The organism is Piscinibacter sp. HJYY11, from assembly GCF_016735515.1.
GTDB lineage: Bacteria > Pseudomonadota > Gammaproteobacteria > Burkholderiales > Burkholderiaceae_C > Rhizobacter.
This window is the reverse complement of the sequence record NZ_JAERQZ010000001.1, coordinates 90,768-116,962: the sequence shown is the minus strand read 5'-3', so window position 1 is coordinate 116,962 and position 26,195 is coordinate 90,768. Positions and strand designations below refer to the sequence as shown.

The following is a 26,195-nucleotide window of genomic DNA, read 5'->3' as shown; positions in this document are numbered from 1 at the left end:
GAAACGCCCGCCGCGGCCTGGGCCGGGCGGGCGTTGGGTGACGGCCGGGCCGTCAGGTGCGGGGCAGGCTGCTCAGTGCGGCATCAGTCCGGATTGAGGATGCCGAGGCTCATCGCGCGGGCGATCGCATGCGTGCGCGTGGTCGAGTCGAGCTTGCGCAGGATCGCCTGGATGTGGTTCTTGATCGTCCACGGGCTGCACTCGAGCACCTCGGCGATCTCGGAATTGGTCTTGCCGCTCTTGATGAGGTTGAGGATCTCTTCCTGCCGTGGCGTGACGATGCGCCCGGCACGCTGCGTGGTGACGGCGGCGATCTCGCGCTCGGTCGACAGCACGCGCAGGAAGGCGTTGTGCACATGGGGACCGAGCAGTTCGATCAGGTAGCGCAGGCGCGCATCGAGCGGCACGGCAACGCGCGAAAACACGTAGAACGCCTCGAACTTGCCGCGCGTGCCCATCACAAGCTGCGCAGCCATGTTCTTCATCTCGTTGCCGATCACGAGCGCCAGCAGCCGGTCATCCGCTGCCTGCACCGGCTCGCTCGGACAGAACACGACATTGGCCCGTCTCACGGTAGCGACCGCCAGCAGGCGCGGCATCAGCCCGTTGAGCGGGTCGGAGACCACGTCGAACTGCTCCTGCTTGAAATAGCGGCTCGCGCTGAAGCGATGCATCGCCATGCCCTGGCGGGAACCATCCTCGATGCCGCAGATCAGGATCTCATGCGGAATGAGCGCCTGCACCGAGCTCTGGCTCCACACGAAGAACTGCTGTCGGCTGGAAACGCGGAACGACGCCTCCACCGCGTCGGCAAAGCGGCTGCGGTCGACCTCGTCGAGTAACGGAACCTGATTCACTTGCGTCTCCTCTCCACGCCGCAAGACGCGGCCCCCATGCGCCCACTACCAGCTGTCATATGCCTCGCCGTCGAGGCTCGTCCCTGCTGCACCGCTGCGCACGTCGTACACCCCCTCGCGCCCGTCGGTGGTCGGCGGCGGCACCACGACCCAGGTCGTGGCGCTGTCGGTCACCGGGTCGACCGGCAGCTTGCGCAGGTATCTCTTTTCCGCCAGCTCCTCCAGGGTGGCCGGATAGCGGCCACGGTCGGCGACAAACTTGTCGATGGCATCGCGCATCGCCGCGAGGTCGTGCTTGAGCACCGCCTCGCGGCTGCGCTCGACGCTGTGGAAGTAGCGCGGCAACGCGAGCGTCATGAGGCTCGCAATGATGGCCATGACCACCATCAACTCCATCAGCGTGAACCCGGCGTGGCGCTGCATCGTGCTCACCATTCGCGATAGGGGCGCCCGCTGATGCTCGTGCGCGGCGACAGCGAATACACATCGAACACATCACGCCCTGGCCGCGGGTCGGCAGGGTCGCTCTCGTAACTGCGCACCCCCCAGGTGGCCTCGGGCGGGAGCGTGGGCTCGGCCAGCGGATCGCGCGGCAGGCGGCGCAGGAAATACAGCTTGCGCCCGGTAACGCTGCCGACCTCGGGCACACCCTCGGTCAAGGCCGCGAGCGTGGGCGGGTAGCCGTTGTCGTCGGCGCTGCGACGGATGCGCCCCGCATCGGCGGCGACCTTGTACGCATCGATCGCCTCACGGATCTGGCGCAAGGCGGAGCGCAACTCCTGCTCCTGGCTGCGCTTCACAGCCAGGTCGGCAAAGCTCATCGCACCACCGGCCAACAAGGCGATGATGGCCACCGAGATCAGCAGCTCGACCAGTGTGAAACCGAGGGCGTGGCGGCGCATGGTCATTCCCGGTTGTTGGCACGCTGAGGCGCCGCCGGCGGCGCCACCGGAGGCGGCGGCTCGGCGGCCTCCTGCGGCGCATCTTCGGGGGCCGGCGCCGCGGCGTTGCGCACCACCCCACCCCGCCCGGGCGCCAGCGCCATGCGGCCCGTGCCTTGCAAGCGCAGGCGTGCCGCGCCGACCTGCGTCTCCGTACCGCCCGCGTGCTCCTGCCGCTCGAGCGGCACTTGCGCCAGGTTGCGCACTACGCGCGGCGTGATGAGCAGCACGATCTCGGTCTTGCTGCGGTCGTTGCGCTCGCTGGACAAGATACGACCGAGCACCGGCAGGTCAACCATGCCCGGCACACCGGCGGCGCTCTTGCGGTCTTCATCGCTGATGAGGCCGGCCAGCGCCTGAGTCTCGCCGTCCTTCAGTCGCAGCGCGGTGGTCGCGAGCCGCGTGCCGATCTGGTAGGTGAGCGAGCCCGAGCGGCTCTTGACCTCGCGCACGATGTTGCTCACTTCGAGGTTGACCTTCACACCCACCTCGTTGTCGAGGAAGACGTTGGGCTCGACTTCGAGCTTCAGGCCGACGTCCAGGTAGCTCACCGATTCAGACACGCCGACGTTGGCGGTGGAGGTGGTGGTGATCACCGGCACGCGGTCGCCGATCATGATGCGGGCCTTCTCGCGGTTCTTCACGCGGATGCGCGGGTTGGCGAGGATGTTGGTGTCGCCGGTCTCGGCGCGCAGGTTGAGCGAGGGGCTGTCGATGCCGATGCTCGAGCCCTGCACATTGCGCAGCTTGTCGAGCGTGAGCTGGGTGGTGGTGAGCGTGTTGTCGTTGACGATCGTGGAACCGGTGGCGCTCGTGACCACGGTCGCCGGGTTGCGCACGATGTTGAGCAGCGTGAACTTGCCCGGCGGCTCCAGGCCCAGCTCATGCAGCTGCGAGCGCTTCACTTCCAGCACCTCCACGTCGAGCAGCACCTCGGGCTCGGCGATGTCTTGCGCGGCGATCACTTTCTCGGCCAGGCGCACCGCATCGGCGCTGTCGCGGATGGTGATGGTGTTGAGCTTCTCGTCGGCGAACATGTCGCGCGTCTTGAGCACGGTCTTGAGCAGGGTGAACATGGTCTTCGCTTCGACGTTCGAGAGGTAGAACGTCTTCACCGCGAGGTCCTGGTAGTCCTTCTGCTTGGCCGGGGTGTTGGGGTAGATCAGCACCGTGTTCTCGTTGAGCACCTTGCGCTCGAGCTGGTTGGTCAACGTGAGCACGCTGATCACGTCGTCGATGCCGATGTTGCTGATCGACAGCGTCACCTTGATGTCGGGCCGCACCTCGCGGTCGAACACGAAGTTGATGCCGGTGGTCCGGGCGAGCGCGTCGAACACCGCCTTCAGGTTGGCATCGCGGAAGTCGAGCGAGACCGGCTTCCTCAGGTTCGACTTCAGCACCGGTGGCGAAGACGCATCGGCACCCTGCCGGCCCGGCAACTGGTCAAGGTGCTGCTTGAGGCTCTGGGCGCGCGCGTGGGCCGGGTTCTCGGCGAGCACGCGGCGCACGCGCTGCTCGGCGTCGTCGTGCTTGCCTTGTGCGATGAGCGCCTGAGCCTCGTCGAGGCGCTGGGCGTGGCGGCGCGCGGTGTCCACCGCGTCAAGGCCCTGTTTCGCCCGTGAGTTCTGTGCGTCGATGCCGAGCACCCGGCGGTAGAGCGCGGCCGCATCGTCCAGCCGGTCGGCGGCGCGCTGCTGGTCGGCGCGCGCCAGGAGCTTGCCGACCTCGACGTCGCGCTGGCGGATGACGAGCATGCGGTACTCGCGGTTCTCGGGCTCGGCAAGCAGGCCCTTCTCCATCTGTGCAAGGCCCTCTTCAAGCCTGCCCTGCTCGATCATCTGCTGGCCGTTGCGAACGAACTCACGCCCCGGCGCGCAGGCGGCCAGCAGCGTCAGCACCATCACCGGAACGAGCCAGCGCCTCATCGCCCACCCTCCAGCGCCACGGTCATGGTTTCGTTGAGGGGCAGGTAGGTCAGGGTCATCTGCTGGTCGTTCATTTCGTCGATGCGGTAGGCGGCATCGACCACATCACCGGCCTTCACGGGCAGCACACGCTCCCCCTTCATGAAGAAGGCAGTGCGCACGCCGTCTTCGGACAGGCCGCCCATGTAGGGATAGGGAAACTGCGGCGCCGTCGGCTTGGGCGGCGGAGGCAACGGTGCCGTCTTGGGCGCGGGCGGCGCCCAGCCCACGATCTCGAAGAGGCCGCCGTGCTCGGCCGCGCGGGCGGCCGAAGCCGGCGGCGCCGCGCGCTGGGACAGCCGGTCGAGCTGCACACGCGCCATGGATGCAGACGCTGGCGCGCGAGGCGCATCGGCCGGCGCACGCTCACGCGTCGGCCTGGTCAGCTCCGGCTCCGGCGTGTCGTCGCCTGACAAGGCCACCACTTTCTGCACCAGCAGCACACTGCCCACCGCGACGACCAGCATCGCGATGCGCTTGCGCGCGGGTGACATTGGTGCAGCGGCCATCGTCATGGGCTCCGGTGGAGGAACAGAACGAAACGCAGCTGGGCCTCGACCTGTGCCGCTCGGGCGTCGCCGCGGCGCAGGCTCACCTCCTCCAGCGCAAGGCCGGGCAGCGTGCGCAGGGCGTCCTGGGTGAAGCGGCGCAGCGCGCGGTAGTCGGTCTTGACGGGCAGCACGATGGCATAGCGCCACAGCGGGTCGCGCGCATCGCCGCTCAGCTTGAACTCGGCCTGGTCGAGCTGAAGCCCGTGCTTGCGCGCGACCGCATGCAATGCGCCCAGCGAGCCGCCCAGGCTTTTTTCATCGCCGAAGCGCGTACGGAACTCCGCCAGCTGCTCACGCACGCCCTGTGTCCCGACCGCCTGGTCGCCAGCCGCGCCGTTCAGCCGGCGCTCGAGGCGCGCACGCTCCTCCTGCAGGCGCTCGGTGTCGTCACGTGCGGGCAACACGAGCGTGAGCCACACCGCGCCGGCCCCCACCAGCATCGCCAGCGCCGCTCCACCCGGCAGGCCGAGCCCGTTCGCCGCGCGGGCCAGCTCCCAGCGCAAGCGCTTCATGGCGCCACCTTCCAGCTGGCCGCGAGCGTGAACGAAATCAGCGGCGTGCCGTCCTTGACCACGGTGCTGTAGCCCAGCAGGTGAACCTGCCCGAGCAGCGGGCGTTCGGCCAGGCGAGCCACGTAGGCGAGCAGTTCGTCCATCTGCCGCGCCTCGCCGGCGAGGCGCAGCGTGTGGTCACGCGCATTCGGCGCCAGGGAGAGCACGGCCACGCCACGCGCATCGGCAGCTTCGAGCGCCCGGAAGAGCTCGTCCCACGGCACCGTCAGCTGGTCGATCACGGCATTGGCGCGTTGGGCGCCAGCCACGTCCTGCGCGTCTGCCATGCTGTCGGCCTTGCCGGGGGGGCGCTTGCGGAGCCTGTCCTGCCGCTCGGCCTGGTCGAAGCGCTCTTGCGCCTGCTCGCGCTGCACCGCGGCATCCTGGTAGGCATCCGACACCGGCACCAGCAGGGTCGCTGCCACGGCCAGCAACGTCCAGCGCCAGCGCGGCGCCGGTTCAGCGCGCACGAAATCGAAGTGGATCGGGGGTGCACTCACGCGGCCTCCTCCGAAGCCATCGGCACGGGCGACGCTGGTCCGAGCGCCGGCAACTCGACGATGTTCCACCCACCTTCATGCGTGGACAGCCGCTGGTGGCCCGCTACGCGCGCCAGGTAGACCGGACAGCGCGGGACGTCGATCGCGGCGAGGAACCACTCGCGGTCGAGCCACGTGGCAAGCGGCACAGGCGCAGACGGCAAGACCTTCAGGTGCAACGGCTCGCCCCGTCGCCACAACAGCAGCGTGGTCACGTCTTCTTCTTCCCAGACGAACCAGAACATGTCCGCCATGAATGCGCGGCGCAGCCTGTTGTGGGCGTAGGGCAGCGAGGGCTGCAGGCCTGCCAGCGTCACCCCCCGCGAAACGGCAGCCTCGCTCAGACGTTGCGCCCAGCTCGCGTCGATCGCGCAGGCCAACCCGGCGGCACCATGGCGTGCCACCCTGTCAAGCACCTGCCAGCCGCGCGAAGCCTCGCCATAGGCCTCGTGAAAGCTGCTGCACGCCAGCACCCGCCGCTGGTGCGGGCTGGTCAGTGCGTCGTTCCACGGCACTACACGGTAGCGCACGAGCGCGCCGCCGAGCACGCAGTTCACTTGCGCACGGCGGCGGGGGGCCAACGCGTCGAGCTCGCGCTCGAAGCAGGTCACGATGTCCTGGTCCTTGTGCGGCGACAGCCACACCGTGATGTGCTCAGGCCACCAGCGTGACACGGTTCACCTCCTCCAGCGTGGTCTCGCCGGCCAGCCACAAGGCTAGAGCCGACTCACGCAACAGGCGCGTGCCGCCCCTGCGCGCCGCCTCCTTGATCTGTCGCACCGGCGCCCGCGCGACGATGAGCTCGCGCAGCGCGTCGTCGAGCAGCAGCAACTCGCCCACCGCCTTGCGGCCCTTGTAGCCCGTGCCCCGACACTTGCCGCAGCCCTTGCCGACGCGCAGCACCCTGCCTTCCACGAGCGCCGGGTCGACGGTCGATTCGCGCAGCAACGACGGATCCACCCTCACCGGCTCGCTGCAGTGCAGGCAGTTCACCCGCAGCAGGCGCTGCGCGAGCACCCCCGAAAGCGCCGAGACGAAGCTGTAGGGGTCGACGTCCATGTGCGTGAAGCGCCCGATCACGTCGAAGGCGTTGTTTGCGTGCACCGTCGACAGCACGAGGTGCCCGGTGAGCGCCGACTGGATGGCGATCTGCGCCGTCTCGGGGTCGCGGATCTCGCCGACCATGATGCGGTCGGGATCGTGGCGCAGGATGGAGCGCAGCCCCCGCGCGAAAGTCAGCCCCTTCTTCTCGTTGACAGGGATCTGCAGGATGCCGGGCAGCTGGTACTCCACCGGGTCTTCGATGGTGATGATCTTGTCGTGCCCGTGGTTGATCTCAGACAGTGCCGCGTAGAGGGTCGTGGTCTTGCCACTGCCGGTGGGGCCGGTCACGAGCAGCAGGCCATAGGGATCGCGCGACAGTCGGCGGAAGGCGTGCAGCGTCGCCGCGTCGAAGCCGAGCACGTCGAGGCGCAGGCCCGCCACCTGGTCGGCGAGCGAGCGCTTGTCGAGCACACGCACCACCGCGTCTTCTCCGTGGATGCTTGGCATGATGGACACACGGAAGTCGATTTCGCGGCCCAGGGCGCGCACGCGGAAACGACCATCTTGCGGGATGCGGCGCTCGGCGATGTCAAGCTCGGACATCACCTTCAGGCGCGACAGAACCTGCTCGGCGAGTTCGCGGCCTTCAATGTGGCCCACCTGTGCAAGCGTGCCGTCGAGTCGGTACTTGACGAACAGGCCGTTCAGGCCCGACTCGATGTGGATGTCGCTCACGCCACTCTTGAGCGCGTCGTACAGCGTGGAGTGCACGAGCTTCACCACCACGCTCGTGCCCTCGCCGATGCTGCGCAACGTGAGCTCTTCGAGGTCTGACTCGCCGCTCGCCGTCGTGTCGGCGGCAGGCAGCGCGGTGTCAATCGCGCGCAGCGACTCCTCGTGCCGTGCAAGGAAAGCGGTGATGTCGGCCGACAGCGCGAGGCGCATCTCGAAGGGGGCACCGATCCGGTCGACACACCACGCATGCAGCGCGTCGTTGAAGGGATCGGCCCACACCACGACCAGCGCGTCGCCGTCGCGGAAGGCGAGGCACTCGCGGCGGGCCGCGTCGCCGTAGCCGATCAGGTCGAACGCTGGCTCCAGGTGCTGCAGCGCCGTGTGATCCGCGGTTGCGAGGCCCAGCGCCTGCGCAAGCGCCGGCAGCAGCGCCTCGGGCGAGAGCGCCAGTTCGTCTTCGAGTGCTGCAACCACGCTGCGCTGCTGGGCCGCGGCCTTCCCGCGCGCCAACCGCAGCAAGGCGGGCGTGAAGAGCAGCGTGGCCACCTCCGCCTGGACGGGCTTCTCGCTGTACGGATTCACTGCAGGCTCCCTGCCAGCTCGAAGATCGGCGCATACATCAGCAGCACGACGACGCCGATGATCATGCCGATCGCGACCATCAGCATGGGCTCGAACAGGCGGATGAACCACTCGATCGCCTGCGAGATGTCTTCTTCGTGGAAGCCGGCGGTGCGCTCGAGCATCTCGCCCATCTGTCCGGTTTGTTCGGCGGCGCGCAGCAGGCGCACAGAGACCGAAGTGGTGAGACCGTTCAACTCGAACGCCGAGGAGATGGACCGGCCTTGTTCGATCTCACGGCGCGCGTTCGACAGTGCCTGCTGCATGTCCGCCGGCAGCAGACCGCGCACCAGCTCCAGCGAGGCCACGATGGGCATGCCGGCCTGCTGCAACATCCCGAGTGCGCGGTAGAAGCGGGCCAGACGGTACACGCGGATGATCTCTCCAAGGTGTGGCAGGCGCTGCAGGGCGCGCGCGATGCGCAGCCGCACAGCAGGGCGCGTGAGTGCGTAGGCGACCGCCGCCAACGTGACGGCTGCTGTGCTGAGCAGCCCAGTTGCGTGCGCGTGTGCGAACTGGCCCCACTCGAGCAGGAGGCGAGAGCTCGCCGGGATGCGGTCGCCCAGGTCCTGGAACACCTGGCTGAACCGCGGCACAACATAGAAAAGCAGGAAGGCGATGACGAGGGCACCAACAGCCAGCACCATCGCTGGGTAGATGGCCGCACCGACGACCCGCTTTCGCACGAGGTCAGCCTGTGCACGGTAGTGGATGAAGCGTTCGATGGCTTCCTTGAGAGCACCGGTGCGCTCGTTGGCACGCACGCTCGCCACATAGAGCGGCGGGAACGCTTCGGGCTGAGCTTCCAGCGCCACCGAGAAGGAGCGTCCTTCTCGCAGCTGTATCAGCAGGGCTTGCAGCACACGGCGTGCTTCGGGCCGCGTCTCCCGTTCGGCCAGGGTCTCGATCGCCTCCACGACGGAAAGCCCGGCTTGCAACAGGATCAGCAGGCTCTGGTTGAAGTGCAGCAAGGGAAGCGCTGCAGCACGCCCGAGGCGCATGCGCGCGCCGGCAGTCCTGACGGCCACCACGGCGTAGCCCAGTGACTCGATCTGGCGACGCGCATCGCGTGCATCCACGGCCTCGACGACAAGGGACGCAGCTTGCATGTGGCGGACTGCCTCGACGGCGTATTGCATGATGAGGGACAACGGGTTCGCAACCGATCACCAGTTGGTGATGTCGGCGTCGGGCCCGTCTCCGCCGGGCCGGCCGTCGCGTCCCGCGGAGCTGATGTCCACCTCGCCGTGCTCACCGGGTGACACGTAGGTGTACGGGTTGCCCCAAGGATCGAGTGGCACGCTTTTTTCGAGGTACGGGCCATCCCAGCGGCTCAGGTTCGCCGGCCGTGTCAGCAGCGCCTGCAGGCCTTGCTCTGTGGTGGGATAGCGTCCGACATCCACGCGAAACTGCTGCAGCGCTTTCTCGAAAGACACGATCTGCGCACGTGCTGTCTTCACCTCGGACTTGCCGATCTGAGAGAAGTACTTGGGACCCACGTAGGCAGCCAACAATCCGATGATGACCATCACGACCAGCAATTCGAGAAGCGTGAATCCGCGAGCGCGGCGAGCGGTGGTCATGACCAGAAATCCGTGCGGTGTTTAACGGATTTGAAGTGTGGGTTGCGAATGTGACGTGGGAGTGAAGTGGCCCGCTCGGACTAGCTAGGTAGCTGAAGTCTCTGCAGCAGGTGACACAGTCGCCGCACCGATGGCGGCGCGTTTCTCCCCGAAACCATGGAGACGGAATTCGAGGCGGTCGAACACTTTGCGCGCGTCGAGCATCTGCGCCGCATACGCACGGCCGGCGTCTCCGAGACGCCTGCGCTCCTGTGCATCACCTGCCAGCTCGACAATGGCACGTGCAAAGCTCTCTGCACATTCGGGCTCGACGACGACGCCGCAGCCGGCCACGATGGAGGCGATCTCGGTGTCGGCCTGCGCCGCAGCCACCACCGGTCGGCCGCTGGCCAGCATGCCGGCCAGCTTGGACGGCATCACCAGATCGGCAGCGCCGCGCAGCTGCGGCAGCATGTGCACGTCGGCCATGTTGAGCAGCTCGTTCAGATGAGAGAGTGGCTGCAGGTCCATGAAGCGCACGTTGTGCATGCCGGCGGCCTGGGCCTCGAGTTCTGCTCGCAGCTCGCCGTTGCCGCACAGCACGAACACGACACGTGCATCGTGCTGCATCAGGCGGGCCGTCTCGAGCAGGACCGACAGGCCCTGCTTGCGGTTCATCGTGCCGGAGAAGAGGCACACCAGCTGGGACGGAGAAATGTCGAGCGACCGGCGCATGTTGCCGCCAAGGGCCCCAGCGTGGATGGTCGAAACATCGATCCAGTTGGGAAGCAACTCCGCCTCGTGCATCGGCACTCCCTTGACGGCCAGCTTGCGCATCATGCGGCTGGAGATCGTCGACACCACGTCGAATCGGCGCAGGATGGACCGCTCGACCGCGAGCGCGATGCGCCGCATCAGCGGCTGCTTGAGCATGCCAAGCTCGAAGGCGGCGTCGACTTCCAGGTCCTGCATGTGCAGCCAGGCGCGGGCACCGGACAGGCGCGCGGCGAGCCAGGCGAAGGGAGCGCATGCGAACGCTGGCGCCACGGCGAACACCACATGCGGCTGCCAAAGAACAAGGCGCAGCAGCACCGGCAACGACGTCAGCGCAAAGGAGGCGAGGTGCAAAAGGCGCGTGAGGCCGCTCAGCCGCTTGGGGATCCACACCGGGCAGCGATGCACCGTCAGGCCGGGCTGCATCTGCTGCGTCTGATAGCGGTCAGCGCGGTAGCCGGGCTGCACCTTCCAGCTCGGGTAATAGGGCGGCGCGCACACCACGTGGACCTCATGCCCGCGGGCCACCAAGTCCTCGGCCATCTCGCCCGAGTACTTGCCGATGCCCGTCATCTCAGGCGCATAGTTCATGCTCAGCAGCACGATACGCATGGTGCTCACTCCCCAGTGTCAGGGATCGGATGTTGTCGACCCGCGATGACTGGTACATGTCGCGCGGACTAGTCCGCCCAGGGCCGTCATGGCCCCGTCACCACGGCTGACAACACTGAAGGCATCCATCAACCTTCAGGACTTTCCATGACACAGAGCGCCCACCCGAACCGCCGTGACTTCATCCGCACCGTGGCCGCAAGCACCATCGTGGTCGGCAGCGCGACCGGACTCTCGGGCTGCGAAGGAGGCTTGTTCGATTTCCTGCACGGCGTGGCCAGCGGCGACCCGCTGCAGGACCGCGTGATGCTGTGGACGCGCATCACGCCCGATGCCGCGATGCTGGACGCGTTGGCCAGACTGGAGCGTGAGGCACGTTCCGACTCACGTGCGCGCGATCAACTCGCGGAGGCAAAGAACGTGCAGGTGCAATGGGAGGTGGCAAGCGACAGCCATTTCAGGCAAGTCGTGGCACGCGGCAAGGCCCACGCCACCGCCGAGCGCGACTACACCGTGAAGGTGGATGCAGCCGGGCTGCGCGCCGGCACGCGCTACTGGTATCGCTTTCAGTGCCTCGGGCACAGCTCACCGGTCGGACGCACCCGCACGCTGCCGCGCGGCGGCGTGGAGCAGGTGAAGTTGGCGGTGTTCTCGTGCTCGAACTACCCAGCCGGCTATTTCAACGTGTACGACGCCGCCGCCAAGCTGTCCGATGTGGACGCCGCGCTCCACCTCGGCGACTACATCTACGAGTATTCCAAGGACGGCTATGCCAGCGCGCTCGCCGAACAGCTCGGCCGCGTGAGCGAGCCCGCCGGTGAGTTGCTGACGCTCGCTGACTACCGCAAGCGTTATGCGCAATACCGTCAGGACGCCGACCTGCAGGCCGTGCACGCCGCCCTGCCCTTCATCGCCGTGTGGGACGACCACGAGATCGCCAACGATGCCTGGCGCGAAGGTGCCGAGAACCACACGCCCCCCATCGAAGGCGACTGGGTCACGCGCCGCGCCGCCGCGCTCCAGGCGTATCACGAGTGGATGCCCACGCGCCTGCCCGAGGTCAAGCGGCCCGAGCGCATCTTCCGCAGCTTCGACTTCGGCGACCTGGTATCCCTCCACATGCTCGACACGCGCGTGATCGGGCGTGACCAGCAGCTCGAACTCACAAGCTACATCGGCGCCAGTGGTTTCGATGGCGCGCGCTTCGCATCCGACCTTGCCAACCCCGCCCGCCAGCTGCTGGGCGCGGAGCAGGCCGCCTGGCTCGGCACGCAGCTGGCCCGCTCCAGTGCCCTGTGGCAGGTGCTGGGTCAACAGGTACTGATGGGCCGGATGAACGTGCCAGCGCCCCTGCTGCTCGGGCAGATCACCGTATCGGGCTACGCCGCCCTGGTGGCGAAGGCCAGCAGCCACCCGGGCTCACTGACGCCGCAGGAACTCGCGATCCTCCAGTCACCTGCCATTCCATACAACCTCGACGCCTGGGACGGCTACCCCGCCGCCCGCGAGACGGTGCTGAGAACCGCCCGTTCGCTCGACAAGAACCTCGTGGTGCTGGCCGGCGACACCCACAACGCCTGGGCAAGCGACCTCACGGATGGCCAAGGAAACGCGGTGGGCGTCGAATTCGCCACGCCGTCGGTGAGCTCGCCGGGCTTCGAGGCCATCTTCCCGAACGAGCCCCCCCTTGCGCTCGCCAGTGCGTTGCAGGAACTCATCGGACCATTGGTCTACGCCGACACCAGCCGGCGAGGCTTCATGCTGATCACCGCGACACGCGATGCCCTTCAAGCGCAGTTGACCTACGTCGACACGGTCACGAGCCGCCAGTACGGCACGACGCAGGGCCCGACCCTGCGCACCCTGCCAGGCGCCACGGGGCGTCGCATTCAAATCGACGCGGTGTGAGCCGGTCGGAGAGCCTCAATCGCGCCGCCGGAACGCCAGCCAGCCGGCGACGGCGGTGAACACAGCCACCAGAAGCACCACCAGCACGAAGCCGGCCGTGTGCTCCGCGAATGGAATGCCGCCGACGTTCATGCCAAAGAAGCCGGTGGTGATGTTGATCGGCAGTGCCAGCACGGTGACCATGGTCAGGGTGAAGAGGCTGCGGTTGGTCTGCTCGCTCACCTGCGCGGCGATTTCTTCCTGCAGGAGCTTGATTCGCTCCTGCAGCGCCGAGAGATCGCGGATGACGAGAGAGAACTCCTCGGTCGCCTGGCGCAGCTCCTCGAGGTCATGCGCCGGCACCCACGGCGGCGGCTGGCGCAGCAGTCGAAAGAGCGCGCCCGGCTCGGGCGCGAGCAGCCGCTGCAGGCGCACCAGCACACGCCGCAGGCTGCCGAGCTGGGAGCGCTGCTGCTGAAGCCGCCCGCGCAACAGGCTGTCTTCAATGCTGTCGACCTTGTTCGTCGCCTCACGCACGATGCGCACCAGCACGTCGCCCTGGTCCTTTAGCAGGTGGTTGAGCAGGTCGACCGAGGAGCTGAAACTCGCGCCCTGCTTCACCGCTTCGCGCAGGCGGTCGATCGAGCGCAGCGGGTGGGCGCGACAGGTCACGGCCAGGCGGGTGTTGACGCTCATCCACAGCGTCGCGATCTCCGACGGGTCGAACGAGAACTCGTAGGCGACGTCGTTGACGACGGCGATGAGCTGGTCCTGCGCATCTTCGATGCGGGTCGAACGCGAGCCCTGGCGCAGCGCTTCGAAGAACTCGCCCGGCAGTGGCAGGTTCGCCTGCATCCATGACTCGGCCGCGGCGGCGGTCAGGTCAAAGTGCAACCAGAGGAAGCCGCCGGCCTCGTCGGCCGGCGCGGCGAGCCACTGCACGGCCTCTTCCAGCGTGACGGGTCGGCCCGCGCCGCTGGCCTCGAAGCTGTAACCGTAGAGCAGGCCGTTCTGTTGTGCGCCGTACGAGATTGCCACGGGAGGGTTCCTTGTCGTCGTGCGGCGGGCGTGTCACACATCACATCCGGGCCCGCCTGTCATGAAGATGTCACATGCCGCCGTCGCGGCTGCGTACGCTGCGAGTATCGGCACAAACGTGCGACCCGATGTCCAACGTGTACTCCTTTCCCGACGCGCCGCATCCGAGCGGCACAGCACCCACCGCCCGCGCCGGCTCGGCCCGCGCGGCCATGCTGCAGCTGCTCTCAAGCCCCGGGTTGACGATGGTGTTCCAGCCCATCGCCGCCACGCGCGACGGCGAGGTGTTCGCCCACGAGGCGCTGGTGCGCGGGCCCGAAGGCACCGCCCTGCACACCCCGGATGCGCTGCTCGCCGCGGCGCGCGAGATGGGGCTGCTCCATGAATTCGAGCTGTGCTGCGCGAGGCTCGCGATCGAGACCTGGGGCCGCCGACAGGAACCCGGCCGCCTCTTCCTCAACCTGAGCGCCGACGCGCTGGTACGCACGCTCGCCGACAACCCCGCCGACACCCTCCGTCGCATGCTGCTTGGCCTGGGCGTGCAGCCGCGCATGCTGGTGCTCGAGCTCACGGAGCATGAGCGGGTGTCCAACATCGAGGGCCTGCTCCACGCCGCGCGTGCCGTGCACGCAGCGGGCGTCGCGCTCGCGCTCGACGATTTCGGAGACGGCCGCTCCAGCCTGCGCCTGTGGTCGGAACTGCAGCCCGACTACGTGAAGATCGACAAGTACTTCACCCGCGACGTGAGCCGCAAGGCGCACAACCTGCTCACGCTCAAGGCCCTGCTGCAGATCGCCGACACCTTCGGCACGGCCCTCGTGGCCGAGGGCCTCGAGACGGCCGACGACGCTCGGGTGATCCGCGACCTCGGCATCCCCTACGGCCAGGGTTACTTCCTGGGCCGGCCGTCGCTGCACACACGCCACCGCATCGAGACCGAAGCGGCCGAGGTGCTGAACGACCGCCGCGTGGCAGTGTTCCCCGAGCGGCGCCGCCCCTTCCCGCTCGCGCAACTGCGCGACGTCGCCATCGTGCCGGCACCGGTGGTGGCCCCCGGCGCGACGAACGACGACGTGGCCGATCTCTTCCTGCAGGCGCCCGAGCTGCATGCCGTCGCCGTGGTGGCCGACGACCGGCCGCAGGCCATCATCAACCGCACAGGATTCCTCAACAGCTACGCCAAGCCCTACTTCAAGGAGCTGCACGGTCGCAAGACCTGCCTGATGCTGGCCAACACCTCGCCGCGCATCATCGAGCGCGCACACGACATCGACGACCTGGTGGGCATCCTCACCTCGCAGGACCAGCGCTACTTGAGCGACGGCTTCATCGTCACCGACAACGGCCGCTACCTCGGCCTCGGAACCGGCGACCAGCTGGTGCGCAAGGTGACCGAGGCGCGCATCGAAGCGGCGCGCCACGCCAACCCGCTGACCTTTCTGCCGGGCAACATCCCGATCACCCAGCATGTGGAACGCCTCGTTGCGCGCGGCACCGACTTTGTCGCGTGTTATGCCGACATGAACCACTTCAAGCCCTTCAACGACCTCTACGGCTACTGGCGCGGCGACGAGATGATCCGACTGGCCGCCGAGCTCGCGGTGGCGCACTGCGACCCACAGCGCGACTTCGTGGGCCACGTGGGCGGCGACGACTTCATCTGGATCTTCCAGAGCGAGGATTGGCAGGCACGGGTGCAGCGCATCCTCGACGATTTCACACCGCGCGCGCGGGCACTGTTCGACCACGAGGCGCAGGCACGAGGTGGCATCGAGACGGAAGACCGGCATGGGGTGATGCGCTTCTTCCCGTGCACCACGCTCTCGGTGGGTGCAGTCAGCGTGAGCGAGGGCATGTACCGCAACGCCGAGCAGGTGGCCAACGCCGCTGCCTTCGCCAAGCAAGATGCCAAGCGACGCCAGTCGCCGCTGACATTCGTGGCGCCGGCACGCCGGAGCTAAGCCGCATACCGTCAGGCGCATCAGGACCGGCTCGCTGCGTGCCCCTGTGGCGAAGGTCGCGCCGCGAGGCGCCTACCCGGGGTTTGGCGTGCGCGGAGCCACCTGCCAATCCGTTCGGAGAAGAACCACTCTGTGCCCTGCATCGATCCGCAGCCGACGGGTCAGCGGACGAATGCGGCGTACGCCTTGCCACGTGGGAGCAGCAGCATCGAAGCCCGCGACCCGCCCACTGCTATCCTGTAAATCCACTCTGCTTGATGAGGAGTCCTCATGAGTCGCACCCACTGCGGTATTGGCACGGCTGAGCGAGCAGCGTCAATGCGCGCATGGCCGCCCACCGAGCGCGATTCACACCCCCGGGTGCGCGGGCACCAAGGCTGATGCTCCGACCTATCCGGCAAGGCTCCGATTCCTCGGCCAGAGTGGGCACCTCGTTGCTGGCCGCGCCCTTTGGGTTCTTCGGGAGGGATTGATGCGGACGCCCGGACTTCCAGGATGGCAGCTCCTCGGGCTGGCCCTGCTCGGGGTGTTGCTGGGCGGGTGTTCGCCAGAAGAGACCGAGCCTTCGCCCGTCGTCGAATCTGCGGTCGTCACCACGCAGGCCGGCAGGGTGCGCGGCGAGCAGGTGGAGGGCGTCGCACGTTTCCTGGGCATTCCCTACGCGGCCCCGCCGGTGGGTGCGCTCCGCTGGCGGCCGCCTCAGCCCCCGCTCCGCTGGGACGCCGTGCGGCCTGCGACGGCGTTCGGTTCACCGTGCGTGCAGTCGGCGATGCTGGAGGGCCCGGGCTCGGAAGATTGCCTGTTCCTCAACGTGTGGACGCCGGAGGTCCGCGCGGCGGCCGGGCGGCCCGTCCTGGTCTACGTCCACGGCGGCGGCTGGGCGCGCGGCGCGGGGAACATGTCGGTCTTCGACGGCATCGCGAACATGCAGGACGGCCATCGCCTCGCCCAGCAGGACGGTGTGGTGGTGGTCACGCTCAACTATCGGCTGGCGAACCTGGGCTTTCTCGCGCACCCGGCGCTCGCGGAAGCAGGCCAAGCCGGCAATTACGGCGTCATGGACGTGATCGCGGCCTTGCAGTGGGTGCAGTCGAACATCCGGGAGTTCGGCGGGGACCCTCGCCGGGTGCTGCTGTTCGGGACTTCAGCGGGAGGGTCGCAGACGTGTGCGGTCGCGGCCTCGCCGCTGGCCCGCGGCCTGTTCTCTACGGTGGCCAGCCACAGCGGTGGCGGCTGCGACTGCTTCCGAAATGACCAGAAGCTCGCCGCGGCACAGCTGGTGACCCAGCGCGTGGGCTGCGCGGGAGCGACCGACGTCGCAGCCTGCCTTCGGCGAGTTCCAGCCGCCGACTTCGTGTCGTTGCCGGGCGTCGGGGCCACGGCGGATGGTGTGGTGCTGCCGTCGTGCCCGCTCGAGATGTTCCGTGCCGGGGGCGGCCCGGCACTGCCGATGGTGTTCGGAACCAACGTTCACGAAGGCCTGGGCTACCTGGACGACGCGGCTCGTGCCCTGACCTGGGAGTCGCTGCGGCGGCTGTTTCAACGCTCCTTTCCCAGCCAGGGCGACGCGCTCGCCGCGCTGTATGGCCCGAGCCGCTACGACGTGGCGCCAGCGGCGTGGGCCGTCTTCATCGGCGATTGGATCTACCACTGCCCGGACCGACGCGTGCTCAGGGCGCTCGAGGGCCGTGCCACACCGGTCTTCCGGTATCTCTACGGCGGCGCGCTGTCAGATCCGCGCCACGCGGCCAGCCTGGCGGGCCATGGCGTTGACGTGCCGTTCGTGTTCCGCAACTTCGGCTCACTGGCAACCACGGCAGCCGAGCGAAACCTCTCCAGCGCCATGGCGAACCGCTGGGCGGGCTTTGCCTCGACCGGCCAACCTTCGCGCGACGGCAGCTGGCGCCCGTGGGACAACCGCGGCGCGCTGCTGGCACTCGGCCTCGACGAGATTCGCATGGGCGAGGGCTTCCGCGACGCGGAGTGCGACCTCCTGGACAGGATCCCTCCTCTCCGTGAGCAGCCCAGCGATCTGCTGCCGTTCCCGGCCGGCACCTAGCTCGAGGTCTCGGCGCCAAGCAGGTCGGAAACTTCGTGCCGACGCGGGTTCGCGTCACGCAACGCTGCAATTTGCTTGGGTGACTGACCATGTTTTGGTGCAGACGCGACAATGAGACGTCGCACAGCGGATGAGTCGCACCCGGGCTTCAATCGCCTCGAACGGGCGGCAGCAACTAGGTGACTGGACCGGCCCTACCCTACCGCCGTGCAGCAGCCATCGCGCATGCGGAAGTGCGTAAGACCGCTTTAGGTCCTTGCAGTCATTCAACGCTGGTCCGCGACCGGCAGCACGCAGTCTGGAGCGGACTGTCCCAATGCAAGCTGCCGATGGCACTTCACCGGAAATCCCGGCTAGAAGTCGCCAGCCGCCCGAGCAGTGCCGTGTGGTCGATCAAGCGCGCCGCGATGAGGTTGCCGCTCTCCTGCATCTGCCAGGTGCCGTAGACGGTGAGCAGCCGAGCTCGCAACAGCGCATCACGGTCACGGTCGCGTAGGCTCCTCCACACGATCACCTGCACCGAGCCGGTCTCGTCTTCCAGCGACAGGAACACCGTCCCGTTGGCGGTCGATGGCTGCTGTTTGACGGTGACGATGCCGCAGGTCTTGGCCAGGCGTCCGTTGGGAAGCTTGAGTAGTTGCTCCGCGGACCGCAGCCCCTGCGCTGCAAGCCGAGGACGTAGAAGAGCGAGCGGATGACGACGCAATGTGAGGCCCACCGCTGAATAGTCGAACACGATTTCCTCACCTTCTCCCGCAGGCTCGAGCTCAAGGAAGTCTTCGTCTACGGGTGCTTCCCTCAGCAGAACCGGCGGCCGCTTCATTGCACTGGCATCCCACACCTGCTGCCGCCGATGCCCGCTCAAACTCGTGAGCGCATCGGCAGCAGCGAGCAACGTCACCTCGTGCTGCTCCAGTTGAGCGCGGATGGCCAGGTCCTCGGTGCTTGCAAACGGCCGCTCACGACGGGCATCAACAACCCGCTGCGCCGATTCAGCCTTGAGCTTGTCGACCAGCCGCAAACCAAGGCGAACGGCGGGTGGATGGGGAAGTCCTTCCAGCGTGCAATCCACGTCGCTGAACATCACATCGATCGGCCTCACCTCCACGCCATGCCGCTTGGCGTCTTGCACGAGCTGGCTTGGCGAATAGAAGCCGAGCGGCTGGCTGTTGATGAGCGCCGCCAGGAACTCTGCGGGGTGGTTGTGCTTGATCCAGCAACTCGCATAGACGAGCAAAGCGAACGATGCGGCATGGCTCTCAGGAAAGCCGTACTCAGCGAATCCTTTGATCTGCTCGAAGATTGATTCGGCGAAGGCCTTGTCATAGCCGCGCTCGACCATGCCATCGACGATCCTGGTGTAGTACTTCTCCAGGCCACCCTTACGGCGCCAAGCCGCCATAGAACGGCGCAAGCCGTCAGCTTCACCTGGCGTGAACCCGGCCGCCAGAATGCTGATCTGCATCACCTGCTCCTGGAAGATCGGCACGCCGAGCGTGCGCCCCAGTGCTTCCTTAAGTGCCTCGCTCGGGTAGACGATGGGCTCCTTGCCCATGCGCCGGTTCAGGTAGGGATGCACCATCCCGCCTTGAATGGGGCCGGGCCGCACGATCGCCACCTCGATCACCAGGTCGTAAAAGCACCGCGGCTTAAGACGCGGCAGCATGCTCTGCTGTGCGCGGCTCTCGATCTGAAAAACACCGACTGTGTCGGCCTTGCAGATCATGTCGTAGGTGCCCGGGTCCTCTGCAGGGATGTCCTGCATCTCGAAGACATAGCCTTTGCGGTCACTGATGAAGGCCAACGCCTTGCGGATGGCCGTGAGCATTCCCAGTGCTAGCACATCGACCTTGAGCAAACCCAGGGCGTCCAGGTCGTCCTTGTCCCACTGCACCACCGTGCGGTCGGGCATCGAGGCGTTCTCGATGGGCACCATCCTGGACAACGGCCCTTTCGTGAGCACGAAGCCCCCCGGATGCTGCGACAGGTGGCGAGGCATGCCGATGAGCTCGCTCGTGAGGCGCTGCAACTGGAGAACGCGCAAGTCCTCGGGCGAGAGGCCCGCTTCGCACAATCGCTCGGCATCCACCTCCTGCTCGTCCCACCATTGGTGGCTCTTGGCCAGCCGGTCGACTTCTTCCAGCTCGAAGCCCAGCGCCTTGCCCACATCACGGATGGCGCTGCGGGGCCGGTAGCGGATCAGGTTGGCGGTCAGCGCAGCCCGCTCACGGCCGTACTTGCGGTACAGGTACTGGATCACCTCTTCACGCCGCTCGTGCTCGAAGTCGACGTCAATGTCGGGCGGCTCGTTTCGCTCACGGCTGATGAACCGCTCGAAGAGCACCGACATCCGAGCCGGATCGACCTCGGTCACGCCCAGGCAGTAGCAGACCACGCTATTCGCCGCCGATCCCCGGCCCTGGCAGAGGATGTGTTGCGAGCGCGCGAAGTTGACGATGTCGGCGACGGTCAGGAAGTAGTGCTCGTACTTCAACTCGCAGATCAAGCTCAGCTCATGCTCGATCTGGGCCTGGACCTTGGCAGTCAAGCCACGAGGCCAGCGCCGGCCGGCACCTTCATAGGTGAGCCGGCGAAGGTAGGACTCTGCGGTCTCACCCTTCGGAACCACCTCGGCTGGGTACTGGTAGCGCAGCTCCTCCATCGAAAAGTCGCAGCGCTCCATGACGTGCAGCGTTTCCGCGAGCAAGTCGGCGGGATAGGTCTGCGACAAGCGAAGCCGCGTCCTCAGATGCCGCTCCGCGTTCATCTGAAGATCGAACCCACACTCGGTCAACGGCTTCCCGACGCGTGTAGCCGTCATGACATCCTGCAAAGGCTTACGAGAGCGCACGTGCATGTGAACGTCGCCACCAGCCACGAGCGGCACGGCTGAGATCTCGCTGACCTCTCGCATGCGGTACAACCACGCCGCATCGTCCAGCTGACGCAGCATCGCGATCACAAACCAACATCGCCCCAGGAATTCGTTCAGCAGCCACTTGCCCGTCTGCAGCATGTGTTCGGGCCGGCTCCCTCGACGCGGCGCAGCCAGCACGACGCAATCGGCCAATGTCTGGCCGTCGATCTCGTCCTGGCTGACGTGATAGGTGCCTTTCCCAGAGCTGCGCCGAAGTCGAGTGATGAACTCGCACAGGTTGCCGTAGCCATTGAGATTGCAGGCCAGCACGACAAGCGTGAACGGCGCTTCGACCTGCCTTCCGGGCGCCACCTCGAATTGCGAACCGACCAGCAGACGCATGCCGTGCTCCTTCGCTTCGACGTGCGCTCGTACGATGCCCGACATCGAGCATTCGTCAGTGAGGGCGATCGCCTTGTAGCCCAGCTGATGCGCTCGCTCGACCAGCTCTTCCGGAAAACTCGCACCCCGCAGGAACGAGAAGTTGCTCAGGCACCAGAGCTCAGCGTAGTCGGGAAGAGTGCTGCGCGTGGCGGTCATGCGAATCGCCCCTGCAGGTACCAGGCGGTCTGGTCGTCGGCGAGCCTTTCCTGGTAGATCCAGAGCGTGCCGGCGTAGGCACTGTTGGCCACCCAGTAGTCGCGCTGGACGTTGAGCGCCGTGGCGCCCTCCTCCGCTGACACACGGTGCCACCAACCCCCTTCGACGCGATGCGGACCGGTGATGAGCTGAAGCGGCCCTTGGAAGCGCGGCCGGTTCTCGTGGGTGTCCAGGCGCAGCGGCTTGTCGAGCAGGAAGTTCGGTTGCGGCAGCTCGTCCTGGCGCGCGAGTTGGCGCGGGTGAGGCAGCGGTGCTGGCTGCCAATGGACGCTCCATTCGGGCCGGTGATCTTCGCCCGTCACCGGCCGCAGGACCTTGTCAGCGCCAAGTCGCGCGGCAATGCGCTCGAGTACCAGGGTCAGCGATTCGTCACCTGCGCGTGGATCTGGGATCAGAGACGCGCTGCGCTCCTCCAGCGGGATGACATCGTCTGCCAGCAGCTCCAGGTCACCGACGGGCGCCTTGAGTTCGACCTTGGCCAGGTGCTCGGCGAGAAGACGGCTCAGGTGCTCCAGGTCGCGCATCGGCTCGGCGGTGCGGATGGTGAGCTCTCCACCATCTCCAGCCGTCTTCGACCGCATGACGTCATGGCACCACTTCAAGGTGCAGGTGGTGACACCGGCATGCCGAGCGGTCAACCAGCCGCACAACTGCATCAACAGCCGACGTGCCCCGAACAGGATGGCCGGTGCGTGCTCGATGCGCGAAGGCAATTCGAGCCGGGAGCGGAAGGTCTCTGGCATCACCACCCGTTCGTGAGCTTCCGGCAGAAGCCCATACGCCTGGTCGAGCTGGCAGAGCAGTTCCTTGTCGAAGCGGCGGCTCAGCCCACCTCGGGGCAGTTTCCGCACGTCGCCCAGGGTGCGGCAGCCAATGCGCGACAGCGTGGCCTCATGGCGCGTAACGCCCACCAGGCATGACATGGGCAGACGATCGAGCAGCCGATCGAGAGGCTCTCGAAAGCCATTGGGCACGCCAGCGCGTGCGAACGCCACGGCGGCCAGGCTCGTCGGAGCCCACGACACCTGCGTGACGCCCAGGTCCTTGGCTTCCTCCTCGACGCGGGCACGCAAGGCCTTGCCGCCGCCGAAGAGGCGCACGCTCGCCTTGAGCTCCATGACGACGGCGGATTCTTCGACGATGGCGACCCGGGGCGTGAACTGCAGGCACCAAAGCGAAAGACCTCGGACCGCATCAATGGGAGGCGACTCGGCGTCGGGTGCGGATGGCAATAGCAGTGCTGCCCACAACATCGGCATGCACCTCGTGACGAGAAGGGGTGAGAAGACTTGGGCGGAGGGTGCGCGGCGTCAGCACCGTTTCCAGGCCACCCGGGACGGCCGCCAGTTCCATGACACCCTCGTGGACCGGCCCGCGGCGCTTCAGCACCTGCACCTGCAGTTGCCAGTCGGTCCCGAGCGAGGCGTGCACGCGCAGTGGTGCCGCCGACGCTTCATGACGCGCCCGCTCCGGTCGGCACAGCACCGCCATGCCTTCAAAGCGCTGTGCGCACACCTGCAGCCTGCGGACCTGCTCCGGCCGCACCTGATCCAGCCATGCCACCAAGGCGCCACAGGCGTTGGCCTTGAGCATCTGCTCCACGGACCAAAGACGGTGAGCGGGGGTTTGCGCATCGATCCAAATCAGGTGCCGCTCGCTCAGGCCCAGCTGCTGCAGCCCTGGCATGTGCGGCCGCATCGGTGATGCAATGACGACGACCGTCTGGTGACGCGCGGTCACGTCCCTCAGTGCCGGCGAGAGCAGCCGCCACTCGAGTACGGAGGGCTGGGCTTGGAGGAGTTCAGTGAGCGCTTGGCAAGGCCACCCGCCACCCGGAAGCTCTTGATCGAGAGCAGCGAAGCCGCTTGACACCACAGCATGCGTTGATGCGCCGAGCTCGTGGCCATGCCAAAGCGCCGCCTCCACGGCGGGCGGCAAAACAGGTCGACGAGAAGGTGGGGCACTGGGCTGGAGCGGCAAGGGCTCCTGCCAAGCTGGCAGCTCTGGCATGGATAAATCGCTATACTGGATGCCCATACAGTACCCGTCCGGCTGCGAAAAAGCCAGCCCGTTACACCGTAGGAAGGGTCGGACAACGCCCAATCACCCTGCGAGCGGTGAATTCGCACAATGGCGACGTTGCAGTCACTGGAGATGCCATGTGCTACTCGGCGCTTGTGTGGTCTGACTATCGAACCTACGTTCGAGACTTCAACGCGCGCATCAGCATCAAGGAGTTCTACGACCTCTTCTATCGGAGACTGTCGGACCCCAAGATCTCCGTGCCGAAGGCCATCGAAGCGTGGTTCTCCAACCCGACCAATGATGATGAGCGCCAGGTCAAGGAGTTGATCGACCGCTTTGCAGCGCAGCAGCAGCTCGAGTTCGAACAGCGCCTGTTCCAGCAGCGCACCCGGCTCGCCAACGCCGAGCGCAAGCTGCAGACGAAAACCACCGACGCGGCGCTCAATGATCAGCGGATCGCCACCAACAAGATCCGGCAGATCATGGGCTGGATCGACGACCTCAAGCGCACGGAACTGCGGGAGGACGATTCACGCATCTACCCGATGCACTACGTCCCCGTCATCGTGCTGGAAGACGGACAGCGCGTCGTGAAGCCGATGCGCTATCAGTGCCTGCCTGCGGGCAAGGCTTTCGAGAACGACAGGAAGTTTCCAGGCACCTACAACGCTCGGCGAGACAGCCTGAATCGGTATTGGAAGACGACCTTCGGCACCTCGCACGGCGTGATGCTGGCCACCAAGTTCTTCGAGAACGTCGAGACCCATCGCATGGAAGGCCGGGAGTTGCGGCCGGGCGAGAAAGTCAGCAACACCGTGCTGGAGTTCCAGCCGCGTGGACTGCCCTTGATGGTGGTGGCCTGTCTCTGGTCGCAATGGACCGGGCCTGAGATTCCCGATGGCTTGCTCTCGTTTGCAGCCATCACCGACGAACCGCCGGCAGAGGTGTCGGCTGCCGGCCATGACCGTTGCATCGTTCCGATCCGGGCTGAGAACCTCGATGCGTGGCTCCAACCAAATGCCGCCGACCTCAATGCGTCATATGCGGTCCTGGATGACCGGGAGCGGCCGTACTACGAACACCGTCTTGCTGCGTGAGTTCGCGATGTCGAAGGGTCAATTCACGAGCGCAACGATCGAGGCGAAGATCTTCGAGTTGCTGGCTGCACGCAGACCCGGCGCCACGATTTGCCCTTCCGAGGTCGCTCGCGCGCTGGAGGCTGAGGCATGGCGCCCTTTGATGCCGCAGATTCGACAAGTGGCGCAAAGTCTTGCGGACGCGAACCGCATCGTTGTGACGCGAAGCGGCGCTCCTGTCGACGCGACGCAGCCAGGCGGACCGATTCGACTACGAAGCGTCTCCAACAACGGCTAGTTAGCGGCGGCTGGTGCGTACGACGACTTGGGTGCCAGGGAGAACCGAGGATCTCTGTGGGCATCTTCTGCTTGAACCATCGTTCGGCCCATTAACTCCTGACGAACACCGGCCTCCACAAGAGCGGTGGTGTTGGATGCGTAAGCGGTCTTCGGGTGATGAGCGTGGCACGTCGGCTGCCAAGAGGTCACCTGAGAGGCGGATATTCCGGTATCTCACTACGGCCCGGTGCTCTCACAGGCCGGCGTTTTGAACACACGACATCGGAGTGCTATGACTCATTTCGCAAGAATCGCCGGCACCGTGACCTATACGCCTGGCGATGGTGTCCCTATGGAGATTCCCCAAGGCCGCGTGGAGGTCGACCTGGCGCCAGACAGTGCAACGCTGAGCTGGGAGGCTGAAAAGGGGATTGTTGGATCGGCAGCGATCCCTCGGACCTCTTACGAAGAGTACGTACGCTCCGGCAAGATCGTGCCCGAGAGCGAGGTCGACAAGTGACGTGTGGCTTCAAAGTCTGAAGGGAAGCGACCCTGGAACCCCTGCTGGGAGTGTCTCGTCCGTGGCCGGGGTGAGCACGACTGAGAAAACGACTCGTCCATCTTGAGAGGCAACGTCGACCGTCCCACCGTGACTTCGCAAAATCTCGCGCGCCACGCAGAGGCCAAGCCAAGGGCAGCGACAGCAAACGCCGCGTGGTTGCACCTGAGCTCCTGCGGCGTGACCACATCGGGCTTCGCCGTCCATTCATGCGAGAAGCAGTGGGAGCCGCTTGCGGATGTCGTTGACGTTCCAGGTCGCAAGGCGTCGGGTCATTCTGCGGATGCCTTGCGTCTTTCGGTCGCAGGTGCGGAATCTTCCGCGCGCCTTGGCGGCTTTCGCTCTTCCACTCGAAGCGTCGTCAACAACGCTTCGATCTCCTTCGCCAGGCACTCGCCGCAGCGAGAGCCCCACTGTGGTGAGACGGCCGCATAGTCGCGGCCGCAGTTCGAACACTTAGCCACGCTCCCCACGCTTCAGGTGGGCTTCCACATCCTTGGCGCGGTCGCCGACCTTGGCCACCGCCTTCTTCAGCTCGTCCGGGCTCACCTGGTACTTCTCGGCCCAGTCGCGAAGCTCGTAGTCCTGGTTGACGTTGATCCGTTCGCGGTCCTGGCCGCCGCTTTGCTGCTTGTTGTCCGACATGGTGGTCTCCGAATACAGGGAGCGATCAAGGTAGAACAAGGAGCCGCAGGCTTCCGTCAGCGCAAGTCGCAAGCTGCCGTAGGAGCGTGCTGCCTTCGTCTCGATGCCGCGCTGCGGGGCCATCTTCGGCATGCACGTTGCTGGTGTTCTCCAGCAGGAGAAGCACATGGAACTTGAGATGCACATCAAGGGCGCCCTCGCCCAACTACCCGGCGACTTCGTCTCCGACGGACAATTCCGAACCGAACTGGAAAGACGCGGCCTGGCACCAGGTGATGCCGAGCAAGCGATCGAGAAGGCCCTGCTCGAGGGCTGGGTGAGCAGGACCGGGGATGGGCTCACCAAACTCGGCCGCGCACGCTCCGGGGCCGTGCCAGGCAACCTGGCCCAGTCCTAGG

Annotated in this window: 24 protein-coding genes; 7 read left to right on the top strand and 17 right to left on the bottom strand. The window is 66.5% G+C overall.

Annotated elements, in window-relative coordinates; translation table 11 throughout:
* Nucleotides 1-83: 83 nt before the first annotated feature.
* From epsA to JI745_RS00520, 12 genes are all read right to left on the bottom strand, one after another.
* The gene (gene epsA, locus JI745_RS26685; protein WP_201802954.1) at nt 84-857 is read right to left on the bottom strand and encodes an XrtB/PEP-CTERM-associated transcriptional regulator EpsA; all 774 of its coding nucleotides are present in this window, start codon (nt 855-857) and stop codon (nt 84-86) included.
* Nucleotides 858-902: 45 nt separating this feature from the next.
* Nucleotides 903-1,280, bottom strand: a complete 378-nt coding sequence (locus tag JI745_RS00570) for a type IV pilin protein (RefSeq protein WP_201802952.1) — start codon at nt 1,278-1,280, stop codon at nt 903-905.
* 5 nt (nt 1,281-1,285) lie between these two features.
* Nucleotides 1,286-1,759, bottom strand: a complete 474-nt coding sequence (locus JI745_RS00565) for a type II secretion system protein (RefSeq protein WP_201802950.1) — start codon at nt 1,757-1,759, stop codon at nt 1,286-1,288.
* Between the two features lie 2 nt (nt 1,760-1,761).
* Entirely contained in the window at nt 1,762-3,723 is a 1,962-nt protein-coding gene (locus JI745_RS00560; RefSeq protein ID WP_201802948.1) for a secretin N-terminal domain-containing protein, read from the bottom strand.
* A complete protein-coding gene (locus JI745_RS00555) occupies nt 3,720-4,271 on the bottom strand; it encodes a hypothetical protein (protein WP_201802946.1) in 552 nt (183 codons plus the stop codon). Before JI745_RS00555 ends, JI745_RS00560 begins: the two co-directional genes overlap by 4 nt.
* Before the next feature lie 2 nt (nt 4,272-4,273).
* Nucleotides 4,274-4,825: a hypothetical protein gene (locus JI745_RS00550; protein ID WP_201802945.1), complete on the bottom strand. Its 552-nt coding sequence runs from the start codon at nt 4,823-4,825 to the stop codon at nt 4,274-4,276.
* On the bottom strand, nt 4,822-5,364 hold the full coding sequence (locus JI745_RS00545) for a hypothetical protein (RefSeq protein WP_201802944.1): 543 nt from the start codon (nt 5,362-5,364) through the stop codon (nt 4,822-4,824). The genes JI745_RS00550 and JI745_RS00545 overlap by 4 nt, the downstream gene beginning before the upstream one ends.
* Nucleotides 5,361-6,077, bottom strand: a complete 717-nt coding sequence (locus JI745_RS00540; protein ID WP_201802943.1) for a hypothetical protein — start codon at nt 6,075-6,077, stop codon at nt 5,361-5,363. Before JI745_RS00540 ends, JI745_RS00545 begins: the two co-directional genes overlap by 4 nt.
* Complete coding sequence (locus JI745_RS00535) at nt 6,058-7,764, bottom strand: GspE/PulE family protein (RefSeq protein ID WP_310738432.1); 1,707 nt, start codon at nt 7,762-7,764, stop codon at nt 6,058-6,060. The genes JI745_RS00540 and JI745_RS00535 overlap by 20 nt, the downstream gene beginning before the upstream one ends.
* Nucleotides 7,761-8,912 (bottom strand): type II secretion system F family protein, encoded by a 1,152-nt coding sequence (locus tag JI745_RS00530; RefSeq protein ID WP_201802942.1) that lies wholly within the window; start codon nt 8,910-8,912, stop codon nt 7,761-7,763. The genes JI745_RS00535 and JI745_RS00530 overlap by 4 nt, the downstream gene beginning before the upstream one ends.
* 57 nt (nt 8,913-8,969) lie before the next feature.
* On the bottom strand, nt 8,970-9,386 hold the full coding sequence (gene gspG / locus JI745_RS00525) for a type II secretion system major pseudopilin GspG (protein WP_201802941.1): 417 nt from the start codon (nt 9,384-9,386) through the stop codon (nt 8,970-8,972).
* An 84-nt stretch (nt 9,387-9,470) separates the two neighbouring features.
* A complete protein-coding gene (locus tag JI745_RS00520) occupies nt 9,471-10,751 on the bottom strand; it encodes a glycosyltransferase WbuB (protein WP_201812278.1) in 1,281 nt (426 codons plus the stop codon).
* A gap of 147 nt (nt 10,752-10,898) precedes the next feature.
* Between JI745_RS00520 and JI745_RS00515 the strand changes: the two genes are divergently transcribed.
* Complete coding sequence (locus JI745_RS00515; RefSeq protein ID WP_201802940.1) at nt 10,899-12,659, top strand: alkaline phosphatase; 1,761 nt, start codon at nt 10,899-10,901, stop codon at nt 12,657-12,659.
* Between the two features lie 15 nt (nt 12,660-12,674).
* On the opposite strand, the gene JI745_RS00510 is transcribed toward JI745_RS00515, so the two are convergent.
* Nucleotides 12,675-13,676, bottom strand: a complete 1,002-nt coding sequence (locus JI745_RS00510) for a transporter (protein WP_201802939.1) — start codon at nt 13,674-13,676, stop codon at nt 12,675-12,677.
* Between the two features lie 128 nt (nt 13,677-13,804).
* On the opposite strand from JI745_RS00510, the gene JI745_RS00505 reads away from it, so the two are divergent.
* Nucleotides 13,805-15,637, top strand: a complete 1,833-nt coding sequence (locus JI745_RS00505; protein ID WP_201802938.1) for a phosphodiesterase — start codon at nt 13,805-13,807, stop codon at nt 15,635-15,637.
* Between the two features lie 472 nt (nt 15,638-16,109).
* Nucleotides 16,110-17,696 (top strand): carboxylesterase/lipase family protein, encoded by a 1,587-nt coding sequence (locus JI745_RS00500; protein WP_201802936.1) that lies wholly within the window; start codon nt 16,110-16,112, stop codon nt 17,694-17,696.
* A gap of 337 nt (nt 17,697-18,033) precedes the next feature.
* Here the strand turns inward: JI745_RS00500 and JI745_RS00495 are convergent, their stop codons facing one another.
* From JI745_RS00495 to imuA, 3 genes are read right to left on the bottom strand one after another with little or no spacing between them, the layout of a single operon-like run.
* Nucleotides 18,034-21,153 carry an error-prone DNA polymerase gene (locus tag JI745_RS00495; protein WP_201802934.1) on the bottom strand — a complete coding sequence of 1,040 codons (3,120 nt, stop codon included), beginning with the start codon at nt 21,151-21,153 and terminating at the stop codon, nt 18,034-18,036.
* Nucleotides 21,150-22,466: a DNA polymerase Y family protein gene (locus JI745_RS00490; RefSeq protein ID WP_201812277.1), complete on the bottom strand. Its 1,317-nt coding sequence runs from the start codon at nt 22,464-22,466 to the stop codon at nt 21,150-21,152. The genes JI745_RS00495 and JI745_RS00490 overlap by 4 nt, the downstream gene beginning before the upstream one ends.
* A complete protein-coding gene (imuA, locus tag JI745_RS00485; protein ID WP_201812276.1) occupies nt 22,408-23,223 on the bottom strand; it encodes a translesion DNA synthesis-associated protein ImuA in 816 nt (271 codons plus the stop codon). The genes JI745_RS00490 and imuA overlap by 59 nt, the downstream gene beginning before the upstream one ends.
* A gap of 149 nt (nt 23,224-23,372) precedes the next feature.
* Between imuA and JI745_RS00480 the strand changes: the two genes are divergently transcribed.
* From JI745_RS00480 to JI745_RS00470, 3 genes are all read left to right on the top strand, one after another.
* Complete coding sequence (locus JI745_RS00480) at nt 23,373-24,335, top strand: SOS response-associated peptidase family protein (protein WP_201802932.1); 963 nt, start codon at nt 23,373-23,375, stop codon at nt 24,333-24,335.
* Nucleotides 24,325-24,612 carry a DUF3253 domain-containing protein gene (locus tag JI745_RS00475; protein WP_201802930.1) on the top strand — a complete coding sequence of 96 codons (288 nt, stop codon included), beginning with the start codon at nt 24,325-24,327 and terminating at the stop codon, nt 24,610-24,612. Before JI745_RS00480 ends, JI745_RS00475 begins: the two co-directional genes overlap by 11 nt.
* 273 nt (nt 24,613-24,885) lie before the next feature.
* Nucleotides 24,886-25,113, top strand: a complete 228-nt coding sequence (locus tag JI745_RS00470) for a hypothetical protein (RefSeq protein WP_201802928.1) — start codon at nt 24,886-24,888, stop codon at nt 25,111-25,113.
* A gap of 495 nt (nt 25,114-25,608) precedes the next feature.
* On the opposite strand, the gene JI745_RS26210 is transcribed toward JI745_RS00470, so the two are convergent.
* Nucleotides 25,609-25,929: a DUF3606 domain-containing protein gene (locus tag JI745_RS26210; protein WP_236674859.1), complete on the bottom strand. Its 321-nt coding sequence runs from the start codon at nt 25,927-25,929 to the stop codon at nt 25,609-25,611.
* A 34-nt stretch (nt 25,930-25,963) separates the two neighbouring features.
* Here JI745_RS26210 and JI745_RS00460 point away from each other — a divergent pair, with 34 nt between their 5' ends.
* Nucleotides 25,964-26,194: a hypothetical protein gene (locus JI745_RS00460; protein ID WP_201802927.1), complete on the top strand. Its 231-nt coding sequence runs from the start codon at nt 25,964-25,966 to the stop codon at nt 26,192-26,194.
* Nucleotide 26,195 lies beyond the last annotated feature (1 nt).

Bases quoted from the DNA above. Each gene is read 5' to 3' on its own strand.
- JI745_RS00570 (WP_201802952.1), bottom strand. From the start codon at position 1,280: ATGCAGCGCCACGCCGGGTTCACGCTGATGGAGTTGATGGTGGTCATG.
- JI745_RS00565 (WP_201802950.1), bottom strand. From the start codon at position 1,759: ATGCGCCGCCACGCCCTCGGTTTCACACTGGTCGAGCTGCTGATCTCG.
- JI745_RS00560 (WP_201802948.1), bottom strand. From the start codon at position 3,723: ATGAGGCGCTGGCTCGTTCCGGTGATGGTGCTGACGCTGCTGGCCGCC.
- JI745_RS00555 (WP_201802946.1), bottom strand. From the start codon at position 4,271: ATGGCCGCTGCACCAATGTCACCCGCGCGCAAGCGCATCGCGATGCTG.
- JI745_RS00550 (WP_201802945.1), bottom strand. From the start codon at position 4,825: ATGAAGCGCTTGCGCTGGGAGCTGGCCCGCGCGGCGAACGGGCTCGGC.
- JI745_RS00530 (WP_201802942.1), bottom strand. From the start codon at position 8,912: ATGCAAGCTGCGTCCCTTGTCGTCGAGGCCGTGGATGCACGCGATGCG.
- gspG (WP_201802941.1), bottom strand. From the start codon at position 9,386: ATGACCACCGCTCGCCGCGCTCGCGGATTCACGCTTCTCGAATTGCTG.
- JI745_RS00520 (WP_201812278.1), bottom strand. From the start codon at position 10,751: ATGCGTATCGTGCTGCTGAGCATGAACTATGCGCCTGAGATGACGGGC.
- JI745_RS00515 (WP_201802940.1), top strand. From the start codon at position 10,899: ATGACACAGAGCGCCCACCCGAACCGCCGTGACTTCATCCGCACCGTG.
- JI745_RS00505 (WP_201802938.1), top strand. From the start codon at position 13,805: ATGTCCAACGTGTACTCCTTTCCCGACGCGCCGCATCCGAGCGGCACA.
- JI745_RS00500 (WP_201802936.1), top strand. From the start codon at position 16,110: ATGCGGACGCCCGGACTTCCAGGATGGCAGCTCCTCGGGCTGGCCCTG.
- JI745_RS00495 (WP_201802934.1), bottom strand. From the start codon at position 21,153: ATGACCGCCACGCGCAGCACTCTTCCCGACTACGCTGAGCTCTGGTGC.
- JI745_RS00490 (WP_201812277.1), bottom strand. From the start codon at position 22,466: ATGTTGTGGGCAGCACTGCTATTGCCATCCGCACCCGACGCCGAGTCG.
- imuA (WP_201812276.1), bottom strand. From the start codon at position 23,223: ATGCCAGAGCTGCCAGCTTGGCAGGAGCCCTTGCCGCTCCAGCCCAGT.
- JI745_RS00480 (WP_201802932.1), top strand. From the start codon at position 23,373: ATGTGCTACTCGGCGCTTGTGTGGTCTGACTATCGAACCTACGTTCGA.
- JI745_RS00470 (WP_201802928.1), top strand. From the start codon at position 24,886: ATGACTCATTTCGCAAGAATCGCCGGCACCGTGACCTATACGCCTGGC.
- JI745_RS26210 (WP_236674859.1), bottom strand. From the start codon at position 25,929: ATGCCGAAGATGGCCCCGCAGCGCGGCATCGAGACGAAGGCAGCACGC.
- JI745_RS00460 (WP_201802927.1), top strand. From the start codon at position 25,964: ATGGAACTTGAGATGCACATCAAGGGCGCCCTCGCCCAACTACCCGGC.